The sequence below is a fragment of the Pseudomonas sp. FYR_2 genome (genome assembly GCF_043106425.1).
GTDB lineage: Bacteria > Pseudomonadota > Gammaproteobacteria > Pseudomonadales > Pseudomonadaceae > Aquipseudomonas > Aquipseudomonas monteilii.
In genome coordinates this window covers 86,057-104,585 of sequence record NZ_JBICMM010000002.1, presented here as the reverse complement: position 1 = coordinate 104,585, position 18,529 = coordinate 86,057, and the positions used below count along the sequence as shown (strand labels likewise).

General features: G+C 64.0%; 15 protein-coding genes. 10 read left to right on the top strand and 5 right to left on the bottom strand.

Features of this window, described 5'->3' with window-relative positions; translation table 11 throughout:
- The first annotated feature begins 111 nt into the window (after positions 1 to 111).
- Positions 112 to 2,502, top strand: a complete 2,391-nt coding sequence (locus ACF8R4_RS00545) for a TonB-dependent siderophore receptor (RefSeq protein ID WP_392491453.1) — start codon at positions 112 to 114, stop codon at positions 2,500 to 2,502.
- On the opposite strand, the gene ACF8R4_RS00540 is transcribed toward ACF8R4_RS00545, so the two are convergent.
- The gene (locus ACF8R4_RS00540; protein ID WP_392491451.1) at positions 2,499 to 3,374 is read right to left on the bottom strand and encodes a helix-turn-helix domain-containing protein; all 876 of its coding nucleotides are present in this window, start codon (positions 3,372 to 3,374) and stop codon (positions 2,499 to 2,501) included. The two genes, ACF8R4_RS00545 and ACF8R4_RS00540, sit on opposite strands and share 4 nt — an antisense overlap.
- 184 nt (positions 3,375 to 3,558) lie before the next feature.
- Here ACF8R4_RS00540 and ACF8R4_RS00535 point away from each other — a divergent pair, with 184 nt between their 5' ends.
- Positions 3,559 to 4,461 carry a DMT family transporter gene (locus ACF8R4_RS00535; protein ID WP_104833395.1) on the top strand — a complete coding sequence of 301 codons (903 nt, stop codon included), beginning with the start codon at positions 3,559 to 3,561 and terminating at the stop codon, positions 4,459 to 4,461.
- Between the two features lie 134 nt (positions 4,462 to 4,595).
- Here ACF8R4_RS00535 and ACF8R4_RS00530 read toward each other — a convergent pair whose 3' ends face one another.
- Entirely contained in the window at positions 4,596 to 5,570 is a 975-nt protein-coding gene (locus tag ACF8R4_RS00530) for a D-glycerate dehydrogenase (protein ID WP_156868102.1), read from the bottom strand.
- Between the two features lie 101 nt (positions 5,571 to 5,671).
- Positions 5,672 to 6,619, bottom strand: a complete 948-nt coding sequence (locus ACF8R4_RS00525; protein ID WP_016713499.1) for a LysR family transcriptional regulator — start codon at positions 6,617 to 6,619, stop codon at positions 5,672 to 5,674.
- Between the two features lie 191 nt (positions 6,620 to 6,810).
- Here ACF8R4_RS00525 and ACF8R4_RS00520 point away from each other — a divergent pair, with 191 nt between their 5' ends.
- Genes ACF8R4_RS00520 through ACF8R4_RS00505 form a run of 4 tightly spaced genes read left to right on the top strand, consistent with a single transcriptional unit; the run spans position 6,811 to position 11,575 of the window.
- Positions 6,811 to 8,340 carry an efflux transporter outer membrane subunit gene (locus ACF8R4_RS00520; RefSeq protein ID WP_104833393.1) on the top strand — a complete coding sequence of 510 codons (1,530 nt, stop codon included), beginning with the start codon at positions 6,811 to 6,813 and terminating at the stop codon, positions 8,338 to 8,340.
- Entirely contained in the window at positions 8,337 to 10,514 is a 2,178-nt protein-coding gene (locus ACF8R4_RS00515; RefSeq protein WP_016713501.1) for an FUSC family protein, read from the top strand. The genes ACF8R4_RS00520 and ACF8R4_RS00515 overlap by 4 nt, the downstream gene beginning before the upstream one ends.
- Positions 10,504 to 10,704, top strand: a complete 201-nt coding sequence (locus ACF8R4_RS00510) for a DUF1656 domain-containing protein (RefSeq protein ID WP_009685040.1) — start codon at positions 10,504 to 10,506, stop codon at positions 10,702 to 10,704. Before ACF8R4_RS00515 ends, ACF8R4_RS00510 begins: the two co-directional genes overlap by 11 nt.
- A gap of 10 nt (positions 10,705 to 10,714) precedes the next feature.
- Positions 10,715 to 11,575, top strand: coding sequence for an HlyD family secretion protein (locus ACF8R4_RS00505; RefSeq protein WP_156868101.1), 861 nt, complete (start codon positions 10,715 to 10,717; stop codon positions 11,573 to 11,575).
- Positions 11,576 to 11,839: 264 nt separating this feature from the next.
- Here the strand turns inward: ACF8R4_RS00505 and ACF8R4_RS00500 are convergent, their stop codons facing one another.
- Entirely contained in the window at positions 11,840 to 12,292 is a 453-nt protein-coding gene (locus ACF8R4_RS00500) for a universal stress protein (protein ID WP_060499757.1), read from the bottom strand.
- 178 nt (positions 12,293 to 12,470) lie between these two features.
- Between ACF8R4_RS00500 and ACF8R4_RS00495 the strand changes: the two genes are divergently transcribed.
- From ACF8R4_RS00495 to ACF8R4_RS00480, 4 genes are all read left to right on the top strand, one after another.
- Positions 12,471 to 13,376 (top strand): LysR family transcriptional regulator, encoded by a 906-nt coding sequence (locus ACF8R4_RS00495; protein ID WP_060499758.1) that lies wholly within the window; start codon positions 12,471 to 12,473, stop codon positions 13,374 to 13,376.
- A 116-nt stretch (positions 13,377 to 13,492) separates the two neighbouring features.
- The gene (locus ACF8R4_RS00490; RefSeq protein WP_060499759.1) at positions 13,493 to 15,034 is read left to right on the top strand and encodes an MFS transporter; all 1,542 of its coding nucleotides are present in this window, start codon (positions 13,493 to 13,495) and stop codon (positions 15,032 to 15,034) included.
- 28 nt (positions 15,035 to 15,062) lie between these two features.
- A complete protein-coding gene (locus tag ACF8R4_RS00485) occupies positions 15,063 to 16,124 on the top strand; it encodes an HlyD family secretion protein (RefSeq protein WP_060499760.1) in 1,062 nt (353 codons plus the stop codon).
- Entirely contained in the window at positions 16,121 to 17,572 is a 1,452-nt protein-coding gene (locus ACF8R4_RS00480; RefSeq protein ID WP_060499761.1) for an efflux transporter outer membrane subunit, read from the top strand. The genes ACF8R4_RS00485 and ACF8R4_RS00480 overlap by 4 nt, the downstream gene beginning before the upstream one ends.
- A gap of 129 nt (positions 17,573 to 17,701) precedes the next feature.
- On the opposite strand, the gene ACF8R4_RS00475 is transcribed toward ACF8R4_RS00480, so the two are convergent.
- Positions 17,702 to 18,514 (bottom strand): SDR family oxidoreductase, encoded by an 813-nt coding sequence (locus tag ACF8R4_RS00475; protein ID WP_060499762.1) that lies wholly within the window; start codon positions 18,512 to 18,514, stop codon positions 17,702 to 17,704.
- Between the last annotated feature and the right edge of the window lie 15 nt (positions 18,515 to 18,529).

Genomic DNA, 18,529 nt, shown 5'->3' with positions numbered 1-18,529 from the left:
GCAGGCAAAAATATTTTTCAATCAACGGGTGAGGTAACAGGACGTGGCATCCGTGTAATGAGTGGAAGTGCGATTCATTCGCAGTCATCACCCTCTCACAGGTCAGCGTCCATGAAGTTCACCCCGCGTTGCGTCCCTCTCTGGTTCGGCCTTGCCATGCTCCCGGCCGTTGCTGTCGCTCCCCTGGCCAGTGCCGCCGAGCAACAGCAGACCTATGCCTTCGCCCAGCCGGCCCAGCCCTTGGCCCAGGCGCTCAACGCCTTCAGCCGCACCACCGGCCAGAGCGTGGTCTACACCCTGGAACTGCCGGGTGTGCAGGCACCGGCACTGAACGGCCGATTCAGCGCCGAACAGGCCCTGCAACAGCTGCTGGGCAACGCCGGGCTGGCCTGGCGCCGCGTCGATGCACGCACGCTGACCCTCGAAACCGCAGACACCTCCGGCGCCCTCAACCTGCAGGCCACCACCGTGACCTCGCAAATGGACGTGTACAGCTATCAACCGCCGGCCACCGCCTCGATCATGCGCGGGCAGGGCCCGAACCAGGACATTGCCCAGGCCATCAACGTGGTACCGGCTCAGGTCATCCGCGACCAGGCCCCGCGCAACCTCGACGATGCCCTTTACAACGTCAGTGGCATCACCCAGGGCAACAACTTCGGCGGCACCTCCGACACGGTGATGAAGCGCGGTTTTGGCGACAACCGCGACGGCTCGATCATGCGCGATGGCATGCCCATCGTGCAGGGCCGCAGCCTCAACGCCAGCACCGAGCGGGTCGAGGTGCTCAAGGGCCCGGCCTCGCTGCTGTACGGCATCCAGGACCCGGGCGGGGTGATCAACGTGGTCAGCAAGCGCCCGCAACTTGAGCAATACAACGCCCTGACCGTGCGTGGCTCCACCTACGGCAGCGGCAAGAACGGCAGTGGCGGCGGGTTCGACAGCACCGGCGCGCTGGGCGACAGCAACTTCGCCTACCGCCTGATCGTCGACCACGAAGACGAAGACTACTGGCGCAACTACGGCGTGCACCGCGAATCGTTGGTGGCGCCGTCGCTGGCCTGGCTAGGTGAAGACACCCAGGTGGTACTGGCCTACGAGCACCGCGAGTTTCGCTCGCCCTTCGACCGCGGCACCGCGTTCGGCAACAACGGCCACCCGCTGAACATCCCCGCCACCCGGCGCCTGGACGAGCCGTTCAACGACATGGAAGGGCGGTCTGACCTGTACCGCCTGGAAGTCGACCACCAACTGGCCGATGACTGGAAGCTGCACTTTGGCTACAGCTTCAACCGTGAGACCTACGATGCCAGCCAGGTACGCGTCACGGGCGTGAATGAAGAGACCGGCACACTGTCGCGAAGCATCGATGGCACCCACAACGCCATGAGCCGTGACCAGTTCGCCACCTTGAGCCTGGCGGGCAACGTGGAAGTGACCGGTATGCAGCACGACCTGCTGTTCGGCGTTGATCATGAAGACCGCAAGATCTTTCGCGGTGATCTGATCCGCCAGACTGCGCAGTCCACGTTCAGCTATGTAAATCCGGTGTACGGCCAGGAAGTGGAAGGCACCACAGTAAGAGCCAGTGACAGCGACCAGACCGACAAGCTGCGCACCGATGCTGTGTTCGTGCAGGACGCGTTGCACCTGGATGATCACTGGATTCTGGTGGCCGGTGCCCGATTCCAGCAATTCGACCAGTACGCAGGCCGTGGCCGTCCGTTCACGGCCAATACCGATAACAGCGGCCAAGCCTGGGTGCCGCATGCCGGCATCGTCTACAAGTTCGATGACCAACTGTCGTTCTATGGCAGCTACAGCGAGTCGTTCAAGCCCAACTCCAGCATCGCGCCGCTGACGGGCGGCGTGGTGCTGGACGCGTCGGTTGCACCCGAGGAAGGGAAGTCGTGGGAGCTGGGCGCCAAGCTAGACATGCCCGGCCGCCTGACCGGTACCCTGGCGCTGTTCGACATCACCAAGCGCAATGTGCTGGTTTCCAACTTTGATGCCACCACCAAAGAGACGGTGTACAGCAACGCCGGCGAGGTCAGGTCGCGTGGCGTGGAGCTCGACCTGACGGGGCAGCTGAGCGAGCACTGGAGCCTGATTGGCAGCTACGCCTACACGGACGCCAAGGTCACTAAGGACCCGGCCCTGCAAGGCAACCGCTTGCAGAATGTGGCCAAGCACAGCGGTTCGCTGTCGGCCGTGTACGACTTCGGCAGCCTGTTCGGGGGCGACAAGCTGCGTATGGGCGCGGGGGCGCGTTATGTGGGGGAGCGGACGGGCAACTCGACCAACACCTTCGACCTGCCGTCCTATACCGTGGCCGATGCGTTCGCCAGCTACGAGACCAAGCTGGATGAGCACAACGTGCGCTTGCAGCTGAATGTTAAGAACCTGTTCGACAAGGTCTACTACAGCTCGGCGGTGAACCAGTACTTTGTGGCGATTGGGGATGCGCGGCAGGTCAGCTTATCCAGCACCCTGGAGTTCTAGTCAGCGAAGGCCGCTCGATAGTCGCCAGGTGTTGCTCCAATGGCCTGGCGAAACCGGTTGCTGAAATGGCTGGCACTGGCAAACCCGCACATCAAGGCAATTTCCCCCAGCGGCATTTCCCCCAGCCGCAACAGCCCACAAGCCCGGTGCAGCCGCCGGGCCAGCAGGTACTGGTGTGGCGGTAGCCCGAAACTGGTGCGGAACATGCGCGCAAAGTGGTATTCGGACAGGTTGCAGCGCAAGGCCAGTTCACCCAGGGTAATCGGCTGGTCCAAGTGCGCCTCGATGTACTCGACCATCTGCCGGCGCAGGTTTGGCGCCAGCCCGCCCTTCAGGCGCAGGCCTTGGCGCAGCCCGACCTGGCTGAGCAGCGCATGGTCGACAATCTCGTGTGCCAGGCTGCTGGCCAGCAGGCGCTCGCCGGGCTCGTCCCAGTCCAGGGTAATCAGTTGGCGAAAGCGCGCGGCCTGTGGCGGGTCGTCGAGAAAGGTCGCTTCCTGCAACTGCAGTTCACGCGGCTCCCGGTCGAGTAGGCGCACGCAACCCAAGGCGAACTGCGCCTCGCTGAGATACAGGTGCGCGAGGCGGATTCCACCATTGACCACCCAGTTCGATTCCTGCCCGGCCGGCATCACGCACAGCTTGCCCGGCGCGCCCTTGTCGGCCGGGCGCTGGCGGCGGAAAGTGCCGGTGCCGTCGGCGATGTAGCACGACAGGGTGTGATGGGTCGGTGCCTGATAATCGCGGGCATCATCCCGGTTGCTCCACAACGCCGCCGCCAGCCCATCGCCCAGGTGCGCGCTCAGCTCCAGCCGGGCGTGGGGCGAGGCGTGCATGGCGTTGAACACTTGCAGCTGCGTGAGTGGGGTCATGGGCGAATCCTCTTGCCTGTCATCGTACTGCGGCTGTGGTCGAGTGACATCCATCAGGGCAAGAAAAGCGCAAGTTTGTGCAAGCGGGCAAACGCTGATCGGAAGAACACTGGCGATCCCTGTGGGAGCGGGCTTGCCCGCGAAGCGCCGGGCACCGATCTTGAAAGGCCAAGGAACCACCGCCATGAACCTGTCACTGTACCTGCTCACCGTCCTGATCTGGGGTACCACCTGGATCGCCCTGAAGCTCCAGCTGGGGGGGGTCGCCATCCCGGTCTCGATCGTTTACCGCTTTGCCCTGGCCGGGCTGATCCTGTTCGCCATCCTGCTGCTCACCCGCCGCCTGCAACCCATGAACCGCCGCGGCCACCAGATCTGCCTGGCCCAGGGCTTGTGCCTGTTCTGCGTCAATTTCATGTGCTTTCTCACTGCCAGCCAGTGGATTGCCAGCGGTCTGATCGCCGTGGTGTTCTCTACTGCGACGCTGTGGAACGCACTTAACGCACGGATTTTCTTCGGCCAGAAAATCGCCGCCAATGTACTGGGCGGCGGTGCGCTTGGGCTGCTCGGCCTGGGGCTGCTGTTCTGGCCAGAGCTGTCGCACCATGCGGCCAGCCGTGAAACCTTGTACGGCCTTGGTTTGGCCTTGCTCGGCACGCTGTGTTTCTCGGCGGGCAACATGCTGTCGAGCATGCAGCAGAAGGCCGGGCTCAAGCCCATGACCACCAATGCCTGGGGCATGGTCTACGGGGCGATGATGCTGGCGGTATATTGCCTGGCCAGCGGTATTCCTTTCGACATGGAATGGAACACCCGCTATATCGGGTCGTTGATGTACCTGGTGATACCGGGCTCGGTGATCGGCTTCACGGCCTACCTGACGCTGGTCGGGCGCATGGGGCCGGAGCGGGCGGCTTACTGCACGGTGCTGTTCCCGTTGGTGGCGCTGAATGTGTCGGCGGTGGCCGAGGGGTATCAGTGGACTGCGCCGGCCTTGTTGGGGCTGGTGGCGGTGATGGCGGGGAATGTGCTGGTGTTTCGCAAGCCCAAGGCTCGGGTGGCTGAGGACGTTGTGCTGGCCAAATAGGTAATGTGCTGCCTGCACCGGCCTCTTCGCGGGTGAACCCGCTCCCACAGGTACACCACAGCCCTCAGGACCTGTGCAATACCTGTGGGAGCGGGTTTACCCGCGAAGAGGCCAGTACAGGCAACGAATATCTATCAGCCCTTCCAAACCTGCGGATTCACCAGATCCCGCGGCCGCTCACCCAGCAGTGCCGCACGCAGGTTGTCTATCGCCCGGTTGGCCATGGCCTCTCGGGTTTCGGCAGTAGCCGAGCCGATGTGCGGCAAGGTCAGCGCGTTAGGCAGCTTGAACAGCGGCGAATCGCTCAGTGGTTCCTTCTCGTACACATCCAGGCCAGCCCCACGGATAGTGCCGTTTTGCAGCGCTTCGATCAGCGCCGCTTCGTCTACCACCGGCCCGCGCGCGATGTTGATCAGGAAAGCGCTCGGCTTCATCAGCTTCAGCTCTCGCGCACCGATCAACTTGCGGGTGGCCTCGGACAACGGCACCACGATCACGACGAAGTCCGCTTCTGCCAGCAACTGCTCCAGGCTGCGGAACTGCGCCCCCAGCTCTTGCTCCAGCGTGGTTTTACGGCTGTTGCCCGCGTAGATGACCGACATGTTGAAGCCAAAGCGACCACGGCGGGCAACGGCTGCGCCGATGTTGCCCATGCCGACGATACCCAGCGTCTTGCCGTGTACATCGCTGCCAAAGTGCGCCGGGCCCACGGTGGCCTGCCAGTTGCCGGCCTTGGTCCAGGCATCCAGTTCGGCGGTACGGCGGGCGCAGCCCATGATCAGCGAGAAGCCCAGGTCGGCGGTGCTTTCGGTCAGCACATCCGGGGTATTGGTCAGGGCGATGCCGCGTTCGTTGAAGTAGTCCAGGTCGTAGTTGTCGTAACCGACCGACACGCTGGACACCACCTCCAGCTTGCCTGCGCCTTCAAGCTGGGCGCGACCGAGCTTGCGGCCAACGCCGATCAGGCCATGGGCCTCGGGCAGGGCTTCGTTGAACTGGGCGTTTATGTCGCCGAGCTTGGGGTTCGGCAAAATCACGTTGAAGTCTTGCTGCAGGCGCTCGGCCATGGCCGGGGTGATACGGCTGAAGGCCAGGACGGTCTTTTTCATCGGGCAACTTCCACAAGAAAAGCTACAAGCTACAAGCTTCAAGCCACAAGAAAAAGCCGTACCTGCTCCGGTCTGCCTTTTCTTGCGGCTTGCAGCTGCTACTAGTTGGCGATCAGCACCTGATGGGTTTTCAGGTCCGCCTCATGGGCCGCGAGAATCTCCGGCAGGGAATTGCGCAAGTACTCGACCCAGGTCTTGATCTTGGCATCCAGGTACTGCCGCGACGGGTAGATGGCGTACAGGTTCAGCTCCTGCAGGCGGTACTCGGGCAGCACCCGTACCAGGCTCCCATCACGCAGGCCGTCGATGGCCGAGTAGATCGGCAGCACGCCCACGCCCATGCCGCTGCGGATCGCGGTCTTCATGGCATCGGCGGTGTTCACCATGAACGGCGAGCTGGTGATGTTGACCATCTCCTGGCCTTCCGGCCCGTCGAACAGCCACTTTTCCAGCGGGATCACCGGGCTGACCATGCGCAGGCAGGCGTGCTTGAGCAGGTCGGCCGGCTTTTGCGCGCTGCCGTGGCGGGCGATGTAGCCGGGCGAAGCGCAGACGATGCTGTAGGTGATGCCCAGGCGTTGGGACACGAACCCCGAGTCGGGCAGTTCGGTGGCCAGCACGATGGACACGTCATAGCCTTCGTCGAGCAGGTCGGGCACGCGGTTGGCCATGGTCAGGTCGAAGGTCACGTCCGGGTGCGATTCGCGGTAGCGGGCAATGGCATCGACCACGAAGTGCTGGCCCACCCCGGTCATGGAGTGCACCTTCAGCTGCCCTGCGGGGCGCGCATGGGCGTCGCTGGCCTCGGCCTCGGCTTCTTCCACATAGGTAAGAATCTGTTCGCAACGCATCAGGTAGCGCTTGCCGGCCTCGGTCAACGCAATGCGGCGGGTGGTACGGTTGAGCAGCCTTGTTTGCAGATGGGCTTCCAGGTTGGAGACCGCCCGCGACACGTTCGCGGTGGTCGTATCCAGTTGTGCCGCCGCAGCGGTGAAGCTGCCTAGCTGGGCTACGCAACTGAAAGCACGCATGTTTTGCAGGGTGTCCATGGGTCACTCTCGATGTAGAGGACAAAATTGTGTCACGAAGTAACGATAAAAAGCTGAAAAGTTGCCTTCGACCAAAGGCGGATTATCGCTGTTTTGGTAACAAAGATTCGCAGGAATCTGCGCTTATCGCCAGTGCTGCCGCCCCCTAGAATTGCCCGGCCCCTTCACCTCTTCCTCGGGAAATCGCAGCTGTGCCGCGTCGCATCATCAGAACGCTCAATGCGTTCAGTGCCTGTGCCCTTGCCCTCACCTTGAGTGGCTGTATCGGAACCTGGGGCATCGCCCCGCAAAGCAAGACGCTGCAAGCCAATACCTTGACTACCGACGCGGCCATACGCGAAGCCGCGACAGATGCCCACTGGCCCGACCAGCAGTGGTGGCACGCCTATGGCGACCCCCAGCTGGACCGCTGGGTGGCCCTGGCCGTAGCCGGCAGTCCAAGCCTGGCCATGGCCGCCGCGCGGGTGCGCGAAGCCAAGGCCATGGCGGGTGTGGTCGAGTCGGCGGAAAAACTGCAGGTCAATGGCCAGGCCACGCTCAAGCGCCACAACTGGCCTGAAGACCAGTTCTACGGCCCTGGCGCGCTGTCTGGCGCCAACACCTGGGACAATAACGCCGCCTTCGGTTTCAGCTACGCCCTCGACCTGTGGGGCCGCGAACGCAATGCCAGCGAGCAGGCCGTGGACCAGGCGCACATGAGTGTGGCTGAGGCCCGCCAGGCGCAGCTGGAACTGCAAAACAATGTGGTGCGGGCCTATATCCAACTGAGCCTGCATTTTGCCCAGCGCGACATCGTCAAGGCCGAACTGCAGCAGCAAGAGCAGATCCTGGCCCTGGCCAAGCGCCGCCTGGACGCGGGCATCGGCACCCATTTCGAAGTCAGCCAGGCCGAAGCGCCGCTGCCGGAAACCCACCGCCAGCTCGACAGCCTCAACGAAGAAATCGCCCTGACCCGTAACCAACTGGCCGCGCTGGCCGGCAAGGGGCCGGGGGAGGGCGCACAGTTGCAGCGCCCGACCCTGGCCCTGGCCGCGCCGCTGAAACTGCCCTCCAACCTGCCTGCCCAACTGGTCGGCCAGCGCCCTGACGTGGTTGCCAGCCGCTGGCAGGTTGCCGCGCAGGCGCGTGGCATCGACGTTGCTCATGCCGGCTTCTTCCCCAACGTCGACCTGGTCGGCAGCCTGGGTTTCATGGCCACCGGCGGCGGCCCGCTGGAGTTCCTCACCGGGCGCAAGTTCAACTACAACGTCGGCCCGGCCATCAGCCTGCCGATCTTCGACGGTGGCCGCCTGCGCTCGGAGCTGGGCGTGGCCTCGGCGGGGTATGACGTAGCTGTGGCGCGCTACAACCAGACCGTGGTTGGCGCGCTGAAGAATATCTCCGACCAGCTGATCCGCCGCGAGTCGATGAAAGAACAATCGCATTTCGCTGCCGAATCCGTTGCTGCTGCGCAGAAAACCTACGACATCGCCATGGTCGCGTTCCAGCGGGGTCTTACCGATTACCTGAACGTGCTCAATGCGCAGACTTTGCTGTTCCGCCAGCAGCAAGTGCAACAGCAGGTGCAGGCCGCACGCCTGATCGCCCATGCCGAGCTGGTCACCGCGTTGGGCGGTGGCCTGCAGGCCGGGCAGGATGTGCCGAAAGAGGAACGCCAGGCCGCGCCGGCCACCCCGGCCACCCTGGCCATTTTCGACAAGAAGCCGGATAACGCCGAATGAGCACTTCCAGTTTGCCCGTGCGCTGGCTGCAAAGCCTGGAATGGCGCCGGGGCTTCTTTGCCTGGGCGCGCACCGACGGTGTGACCTGGGTTTACATCTTCAAGGTGCTGGCTGCCGCGTTCATCACCCTATGGCTGGCCATGCGGCTGGAACTGCCGCAACCGCGCACGGCCATGATCACCGTGTTCATCGTCATGCAGCCGCAAAGCGGGCATGTGTTCGCCAAGAGCTTCTACCGGGTGCTCGGCACCCTGGCCGGCTCGGCGATGATGGTGGCGCTGATCGCCATCTTCCCGCAGAACACCGAGCTGTTCCTGCCCAGCCTGGCTTTGTGGGTGGGCCTGTGCTCGGCCGGCGCCATGCGCTACCGCACCTTCCGCGCCTATGGCTTCGTGCTGGCCGGTTACACCGCAGCGATGATCGGCCTGCCGGTGCTGCAGCACCCGGACCAGGCGTTCATGGCAGCGGTATGGCGGGTGCTGGAAATTGCCTTGGGCATTCTGGTATCGACCTTCGTCAGTGCCGCGATCCTGCCGCAGTCGGCCAGTGCCGCCATGCGCAACGCCCTGTATCAGCGCTTTGGCGTCTTCGCCGGGGTGGTGGTGGAAGCCCTGCGCGGTGACAGCCAGAAAGACCGTTTCGAAAGCAGCAACGTGCGCTTTGTCGCCGAAGCCGTGGGCCTTGAGAGCCTGCGCAACGTCACCGCCTTCGAAGACCCGCACATGCGCCGCCGCAGTGGCCGGCTGGTGCGCATGAACAGCGAGTTCATGGCCATCACCACACGTTTCAATGCCCTGCACCGTTTGCTCGAACGCCTGCGTGCCCGTGGCCCCCTGCAGATCGTCAGTGCCATCGAACCGGGCTTGAACACCTTGGTGGAGCTGTTACAGCCCTACGTGGGCCGGGCGTTGACCGATGCCGATGCACTGCGCCTGACCCTGGAGCTGGCCGCCTACAAGGAAGGCCTGCAAGCCCAGGTGCGCGGGCTGCGCGCTGAGTACCTGGCGACCGAACCCAGCGAGGCCGACCTGCTCGACTTCCATACGGCGTTCGAGCTGCTGTACCGCTTTGTCGACGAAATGTTCAGTTATGCCGAAACCCACGCTTCGTTGGCGGCGCACAGGCACGAGCGTGAACAGTGGGACGAGCCCTATGTGGCACAGACCAGCTGGCTGGTGTCGCTGGCCGCCGGTGTGCGTGCCTCGGCGGTGCTGTTGCTGCTGGGCAGTTACTGGCTGCTCAGCGACTGGCCCAGCGGCGCCATGATGACCTTGATCGCTACCGTTACCGTGGGCCTTTCGGCGGCTTCGCCGAACCCCAAACGCATGTCGTTCCAGATGGCTTGCGGCACGGCTATCGGCGCTTTTGTCGGCTTCTTCGAAACCTTCTTCGTGTTCCCTTGGATCGACGGTTTTCCGCTGCTGTGCATGGTGCTGGCGCCGGTGTTCGTGCTCGGCGCGTTCCTTGCCTCGCGCCCGGCTTACGCCGGTTATGGCCTGGGCCTGCTGGTGTTCTTCGCCATCGGTTCGGTGCCGAACAACCTGACGGTGTATGACCCTTACACGTTCATCAACGACTACATCGGCATGGTCATCGGCATGTTCGTCTGCGCTGCTGCTGGCGCGATCATCCTGCCGCCCAACAGCCGCTGGCTGTGGAGCCGGCTGGAGCAGGAACTGCGTGAGCAAGTGCTGTTCGCCATCAGCGGCCGCCTACGCGGCCTGGGGTCGGCCTTCGAAAGCCGCACCCGCGACCTGTTGCACCAGGCCTACGGTCTGGCGGCCGGCAAGCCGCAGGTGCAAAGCCAGCTGATGGGGTGGATGTTCACCGTGCTGGAAATCGGTCACGCCGTCATCGAGCTGCGCAAAGAGCAGGCCCGTGCGCCGGTGCACCCGGCCTACGCCGAGTCACAACCGTGGCGCCAGGCCATCCGCGTGATGGGCCGCGCGCTGGCAAGGCTGTTCTTGCAGCCCAGCGCCAGCAACCACGAACGTGCGCTGGTGGCGGTGGACCACGCCATCGCCCGCGTGCAAGCCACCGACGAGCCGTTCGCCCGGCACTTCGATACCTCGGTGCTGCGCCGTGCGCAAAGCTACCTGCATTTCATCCGTTCTTCCCTGCTTGACCCACAGTCGCCACTGGCGCCGGCGAAAGGACTGCACCATGCCCCGTGAAATCGCCTTCCATGGCGTGTACATGCCCACCATGACCTTGATGTTCCTGTTCGCCCTGGGCCTGGCCTGGGGCCTGGACCGGTTCATCGCCAGCCATGATGGCTACCGCTTCTTCTGGCACCCGGCGCTGCTGCGTCTGAGCCTGTTCGTCTGCCTGTTCGGCGCCATGGCGCTTACTGTCTACTGGTGAGAATCCTTCGATGAAAAAGTTCTTCAGCCTGATCGCCACCCTGCTGGTGCTGGTCGCCGCCGTGGCCATCGGTCGCCAGTTGTGGCTGCACTACATGACCACGCCCTGGACCCGCGACGGCCGCGTGCGTGCCGATATCATCAACGTCGCCGCCGACGTGCCCGGCTACGTGGTGGACGTCCCGGTCAAGGACAACCAGCGGGTGAAGAAGGGCGACCTGCTGATCCAGATCGACCCCGAGCATTACCAACTGGCCGTCGACCAGGCCAAGGCACTGGTCGCCTCGCGCAAGGCGACCTGGGAAATGCGCAAGGTCAACGCCAAGCGCCGTGCCGACATGGACAACCTGGTGATCTCCAAGGAAAACCGCGACGACGCCAGCAACATCGCCAACTCCGCCCAGGCCGATTACCAGCAGGCGCTGGCTGAACTGGCTGCCGCCGAACTGAACCTCAAGCGCACCCACATCGTGGCCACGGTGGACGGTTATGTGACCAACCTGAATATCCATAAGGGCGACTATGCGCGTACCGGTGAAGCGGTGATGGCGGTGGTCGACGAGAACTCGTTCTGGGTGTACGGGTTCTTCGAAGAGACCAAGTTGCCACACGTGAAAGTGGGCGACCAGGCCGAGCTGCAGATGATGAGCGGCGAGCGCATCAAGGGCCATGTGGAGAGCATCGCCCGCGGCATCTACGACCGCGACAACCCGCAAAGCCGTGAGCTGATTGCCGATGTGAATCCGACCTTCAACTGGGTGCGGCTGGCGCAGCGTGTGCCGGTGCGGATTCACATCGATGAAGTGCCGGAAGGGTTTTTGCTGGCGGCGGGGACGACGTGTACGGTGGTGGTGAAGCCGAATACGCCTTGAGAGATATGTAACGTGGAAGATCGAGCGCCGCCCGCGCGGCGCATCGCGAGCTACGCTCGCTCCTACGTTTATTTCGGGCCAGTCAATTCTGTTGCAGGCGAGCGCGACCGCCTTGTTTGTACAACTCAATATCGAGCCATTCACCAAGGCGTTCGCGTGCAGATCCCATAGGATAAATTGGCCTGAAACAAACGTAGGAGCGAGCGTAGCTCGCGATGCGCCGCACGGGCGGCGCTCGATCTACCAGGCGGTACACCTCTCAAGTCATTCACCCGCAGCCCCCACCAATACCGGCACCTTAACCCGATCAATCACCTTCGCGCTGATCGACGGGTCCAGCAACCGCCCCAGCCGCGACAGGTGGCGGTGGCCCATGATGATCAGCTCGCAGTTCAGCTCCTGCGCCTTGGTCACGATCACTTCGACCGGTTGCCCGGCCACCATGCAGCCCTGGCTGGCGAAGCCGGCTTGCTGCAACGCGCGCACGGCCTCGGCCACAGCGTGGTCGGCATGTTGCTGTTCCTCGCAGGCGGCGGGGTATTCCTCCAGTTCTTCAGCGGTGTAGGGCGCGGGTTGGTCGTGGACGGCGAAGGTGGAGTCGATGGCCAGCAATACGTGCAGTTCGTGTTCGCCGGGGCGGCAGTAGCGGCGAGCGAGGGTGAGCAGGGCGCTGGAAGCTGGGGAGGCGTCGATGGCGATCAGGACTGGGGAGGGCATGCTGGATCCTTGGCTGATGTGTTTACAGGATCGGCCTCTTCGCGGGCCTGCCAATGCTGCATTTAAGGCCGAACCCGACCATCGAATAAATGCCCCGCCACGCACGAGCGCATTGCGTCTGGTGCAATCCACCAACCTGCTACCATCACCATTCCCACAGCTGCCACGGAAAACGGCCATGCAACTCCCGGACATGAACCTGCTCGTCGCCCTTGATGCCCTGCTCGACGAGGGCAGCGTGGTCGGCGCAGCACAGCGCATGAACCTGAGCCCGGCGGCGATGAGCCGGACCTTGGGGCGTATTCGCGAGGCCATGGGCGACCCGATTCTTGTGCGTGCCGGTCGTGGCCTGGTACCGACGCCACGGGCGCTGGCCCTGCGCGAGCAGGTGCATAGGCTGGTAGAGCAGGCCGGGCAGGTGTTCCGCAGCCGAGACGATGTCGACTTGGTGAACCTGGACCGTGCCTTCAATATTCGCACCAATGATCTGTTCATTGCCTTGTACGGCGCCCAGCTCCTGCGCATGATGCTGGCCCAGGCGCCGCGTACGGTGTTGCGGTTCGTCCCGGAGGGCAGTGGTGACGATGATGCGGTGCTGCGCAACGGGCATATCGACCTGATCATCAGTTCGGCCGTTGTGCTGGGCCCGGAAATCAAGGTGCAGAGCCTGTTCAACACCTACTTCGTGGGCCTTGCGCGTGTGGGGCACCCGATCTTCGACGCCCCGATCACCCCTGAGCGTTTCGCCGCCTACCCGCAGATCAGCGTATCCCGGCGTGGCCGCGCCAATGGGCCGATCGATGTGGCGCTGGCCAACCACAAGGTGGAGCGTCGGGTAGCGCTGATCACCACCAGCTTCCACTCGGCCATGTTTTCGTTGCCCGATTCAGACCTGATCCTGCCGATACCGGCCAATATCCTCAACAGTGTGCAGCGGTTGAAGTTGCCATTGCGCTCGTTCGAGATCCCCGTGACGTTGGAAAAGGTCAATGTGAAGCAGGCATGGCACCCGCGATTCGATAACGATCCCGCGCATCGCTGGCTACGCCAGACGTTGAAAGCGTGCGGCAGTATTGATCCGTGACGCTGCTGACGATTGCGTCTGACACAATATAAAACTGCCAACAAGTCAGTTTTCGTCAGCATTCGACCTTCTTAAACTTGCTCCAGCCTCGAAATGGTTGCTGGAGATGTAATTTCATGAGTTCCCTGACCGCACCCTCTGCGGCGTTGGCCGCCGCCCCCGCGCCGGTGGCACCTGCGCAGACGGCGTTCGGCGTGCAGGTGGTGGTGGGGCTGTTCGGTGTATTGCTGGCCGTGCTGTGCGCGGGCCTGAACGAGTCAGTCACCAAGATTTCCCTGGCCGATATCCGCGGAGCCATGGGCATCGGTGCCGATGAAGGCGCCTGGCTGCTGGCGGTGTACAGCGCCGCCTCGGTCTCGGCCATGGCCTTTGCGCCGTGGCTGGCCACCACCTTCTCACTGCGGCGCTTCACCATGAGCGCCATTGGCCTGTTCGCCGTGCTTGGCCTGCTGCAGCCGTTCGCCCCCAACCTGCACAGCCTGATGCTGCTGCGTGTACTCCAGGGCTTTGCCTCGGGTGCGTTGCCGCCGATGCTGATGAGCGTGGCCCTGCGCTTTCTGCCGCCGGGCATCAAGGTCTATGGCCTGGCCTGCTATGCACTGACCGCCACTTTCGGCCCCAACCTTGGCACGCCGCTGGCGGGGCTATGGACCGAGTACGTCGGTTGGCAATGGGCCTTCTGGCAGATCATCCTGCCGTCGGCGCTGGCCATCGTCTGCGTGGGCTGGGGCCTTCCGCAAGACCCGCTGCGCCTGGAGCGTTTCAAGCAGTTCGACTGGCGCGGCGTGTTGCTGGGCCTGCCCGCCATCGGTTGCATCGTGCTGGGCCTGTCGCTGGGTGACCGTTGGGGCTGGTTCGATTCGCCGCTGATCTGCTGGCTGCTGGGTGGTGGCCTGCTGCTATTGGTGCTGTTCATGTTCAACGAATGGTCCGAGCCGCTGCCGTTTTTCCAGTTGCGCATGCTGCAGCGGCGCAACCTGAGTTTCGCCTTGGTGACCTTGGCCGGCGTGTTGATCGTACTGTCGGGCGTGGGCAGTATCCCGTCGGCGTACCTTGCGCAGATCCAGGGATACCGCCCGGCACAGACCAGCCCGCTGATGATGCTGGTGGCGATGCCGCAACTGATCGCCCTGCCGCTGACGGCAGCCCTGTGCAACATCCGCGCAGTGGACTGCCGCTGGGTGCTGGGCATCGGCCTGGCGATGCTGGCGGTGTCATGTGTCGGCAGCAGCCTGCTGACCAGCGAGTGGATCCGTGGCGACTTCTACCCGTTCTACCTGTTGCAGGTGTTCGGCCAGCCCATGGCGGTGCTGCCACTGCTGATGCTGTCCACCAACGGGATGACCCCACAGGAAGGCCCGTTCGCCTCCAGTTGGTTCAACACTGTCAAAGGCCTGTCTGCAGTCATCGCGGGTGGCTTGCTGGATGCACTTGGCACCCTGCGCCGGCACTTCCACTCCAATCACCTGGTGGACAGCCTGGGCAACGCCCCGCTGGTCGACGACAGCGTTGCGGGCCTGGCCCGGCGTATTCACGACCAGGCGCTGGTGCTGACCTCCGCCGACCTCTACCTGGTCATGGCTGGCATCGCCGTGGCCCTGATCTGCCTGATTCCTTTCGTGCCTACCCGGGTCTACCCGCCGCGTGCGGTGGCCTGAACCCTGGATGAATTCGAGAACCGCTGAAATGACCAACAACCGCAAAACCCTGTTCATTGGCTCGGTATTGGCCGTGGCCGTTCTGGCTGGCATTGTCGGCCCCTGGATGTTCGGCAGCGACCACCGCCAGAGCACCAACGATGCCTACGTCATTGCCGACTACACCGTAGTCGCGCCCAAGGTGGCAGGCTTCATCAAGGACGTACGGGTAGAAGACAACCAGCAGGTCTCGGCAGGCCAGTTGCTGGCGACCATCGATGCCCGTGACTACCAGGCCGCCCTGGATGCCGCTCAGGCCCAGTTGCTGGTGGCTCAGGCGCAAAGTGCCGATGCCCGCGCCACGCTCGAGCGCCAGGCCGCATTGATTGCCCAGGCCGAGGCGGCGGTGAAAGCGGCCCAGGCCGAAACAGCGTTCGCCGACCATGAAGTCAACCGCTACAGCCGCCTGGCCGAGCAGGGCGCTGGTACCGTTCAGAATGCCCAGCAGGCACGCAGCGGCGTCGACCAAGCCCGCGCTCGCCTGGCCAATGCCCAGGCGGCGCTGGTGGCGGCGCGTAAGCAAGTGGACATCCTCACCGCCCAGGTGGCCAGTGCCGATGGCCAGCTCAAGCGTGCCGAAGCCGGCGTGGAAAAGGCACAGCTCGACCTGTCCTACACCCGCATCACGGCGCCGGTGGATGGCATGGTCGGCGAGCGCGCCCTGCGCGTGGGCGCTTACGTCAATCCCGGCGCACGCCTGTTATCGGTGGTGCCGTTGCAGCAGGCCTATGTGGTCGGCAACTTCCAGGAAACCCAGCTGACCCATGTGCAGCCGGGGCAGCCGGTGAGTATCAGCGTTGACACCTTCTCCGGTGAAACGCTGCAAGGCCACGTAGAGAGTATCGCCCCGGCTACCGGCGTGACCTTCGCTGCGGTCAAGCCAGACAACGCCACCGGCAACTTCACCAAGGTTGTGCAGCGCATCCCGGTGAAGATCGTGTTCGATGACGGGCAGCCGTTGCTCTCCCGCTTGCGGGTGGGCATGTCGGTGGAGGCGACCATCGATACCCGTGGCGACAAGCTGGATGGCAAAGAGGTAAGCGCACGATGAAACCTGCATTACGCTTGAGCCCCTTGCTGCTGGCTGTGTTGATGGCCGGTTGCACGATGGGCCCGGACTTCCTGCGCCCCGACAGCCAGGCACCGCAACAGTGGGCGCCGGTTCAAGGCCAGGCAGCACCCAGCCAGCCGCAAGCCGAACCGCTGGAGCTGCGCTGGTGGGAAACCTTTCATGACGGACAGCTCAGTGCGCTGATCCAGCGCGTTGCCGAACGCAACCTCGACCTGCAGATGGCCAGTGCCCGCTTGCTGCAAAGCCGCGCCTTGCGCAGCACCGTGGCGGCTGATGAAGTGCCGTCGGTAGACGCGAACGCTGGCTACAGCCGTGCCCGCAACAGCGCCGAAGGCCTGAGCGACCCGTCTGGCAAGGCGGGCAAAGAGGCCTACAACCTCTGGCAGGGCGACCTGGTGGCCGGTTGGGAACTGGACCTGTGGGGCCGCGTGCGGCGCCAGGTGGAGGCTGCTGATGCCACGGTCGAAGTGGCCGAGAATGACCGCCGTGGGGTGCTGCTGGCCTTGCTGTCGGAGACCGCCGGCAACTACATCCAGTTGCGTGCTGTACAGCACACCCTTGATGTGACGCAGGACAACCTGAAGGTCGCCCGACACAGCCTGAAGCTCTCCGAAGATCGCCAGGCCGAAGGTGTCGCCACGCGTCTGGACGTGGCCCAGGCCAGTGCCCAGGTCGCTTCTATCGAAGCCCGCCTGCCAAGCCTGGAGGCCCGGCGCGATGACTTGATCAACGCCCTCAGCCTGCTCGCCGCCGAACCGCCGCGCAGCCTCCAGACTGAGTTGCTGCGAGGCGGTGAACTACCCGCGCCGCAGCAGAAGTTTGCCATCGGCCTGCCGTCCGAACTGGCCGAGCGCCGCCCGGACATCCGCCAGGCCGAAGCCCGCCTGCATGCCGCCACGGCTAGCATTGGGGTGGCCAAGGCTGATTTCTATCCGAGTATCCGCTTGTCGGGCAGCGTCGGTTTCCAGGCCATGCAGTTGTCTGATTTCGGCGGCTGGGATTCGCGCCGCTTTGCCTTCGGGCCACAGTTGTCGTTGCCGATCTTCGAGGGTGGCCGGCTCAAGGGCACCCTGGAACTGCGCGAGGCGCAGCAGCAGGAAGCGGCGCTGAACTACCGCAAGGTGGTGCTGGGCGCCTGGCATGAGATCGACGATGTGCTTCGCCTGTACAACGCCAGCCAGTTGCGCCGTGACCACTTGGCCGAGGCTGTGAGGCAGAACCGCATCGCCCTGGAAACCGCCCAGCGCCAGTATGTGGAAGGGGCAGTGGACTTTCTCAATGTGCTGACGGTGCAGGGTGCATTGCTGGCCAGCGAGGAGCAGTGGATCGACAGCTCGGCGGCGGTGTCCCAGGCGCTGGTGGGGCTGTACAAGGCCCTAGGGGGTGGCTGGCAGGCGTTTGATGAGCAGCCGGTGAAGAAAGCATAAAAAGCGGGGCCGCTGTCCGGCCCATCGCCGGCAAGCCAGCTCCCACAGGTACAGCGCAGGCCTAGGGCCTGGTGGGATCCTGTGGGAGCGGGCTTGCCCGCGAAGAGGCCGGTACAGGCAGCCCAAAACTCACAGCGGCCGCAGTAGCCCAAACCGCTTGCGCAACGCCCAATCCAGCACCCGCCGAGGCAGCAACCGGGCCATCAGCGGCAGCGCCGTACTGCCATTCCCCAACCGCACCACAGCGGGTACCGGTGACTTACCAGCGGCCGCCAGTACGCCTTGGGCAAACACCGCCGCCGAAGTCGGTTTGTCCTGCGAAGCCCGCGCCCGTGCCTGTACATGCTCACGCAACGGCCACCACGCCGAATCCGCCGCCAGCACCTGCTCCGCCTGGCGCTGGGCGTTGTTGGCAAACTGCGAGGCAATCGCGCCCGGCTGCACTTCCATCACCTGCACACCGAACGGCGCCAGCTCCAGGCGCAAAGCATCGCTCAAGGCATGTACAGCGGCTTTCGAGGCGCAGTAGGCACCGGCGAACGGTGTGACCAGCACACCGGAAACACTGCCGATGTTCACCACTGTTCCTCGTGAGCGGCGTAGCAACGGGAACAGCGCGCGGGTTACGCCCACCACGGCGAACACGTTGGTTTCGAACTGCTGGCGCAGGGCGTCCACGCCACCGTCGAGCAACGGGCCCATGGCGCCGTAGCCGGCGTTGTTGACCAGGATGTCGAGGGTTTCGAGCTCCTCGGCCAGGCGGGCCAGGGCCTCGCTGTCATTTACGTCCAACTGCCGCGCGGTAAAACCGGCGGCGCTTAACACTTCAACATCCTCCGCCTTGCGCGCAGTGGCCCAGACGGTGTGGCCGGCATCGCGGAAGGCGTCGGCCAGTGCGCGGCCGATGCCGCTGGAACAACCGGTGATCAGAACGGTGGGCATGGGGGGAGGCCTTTG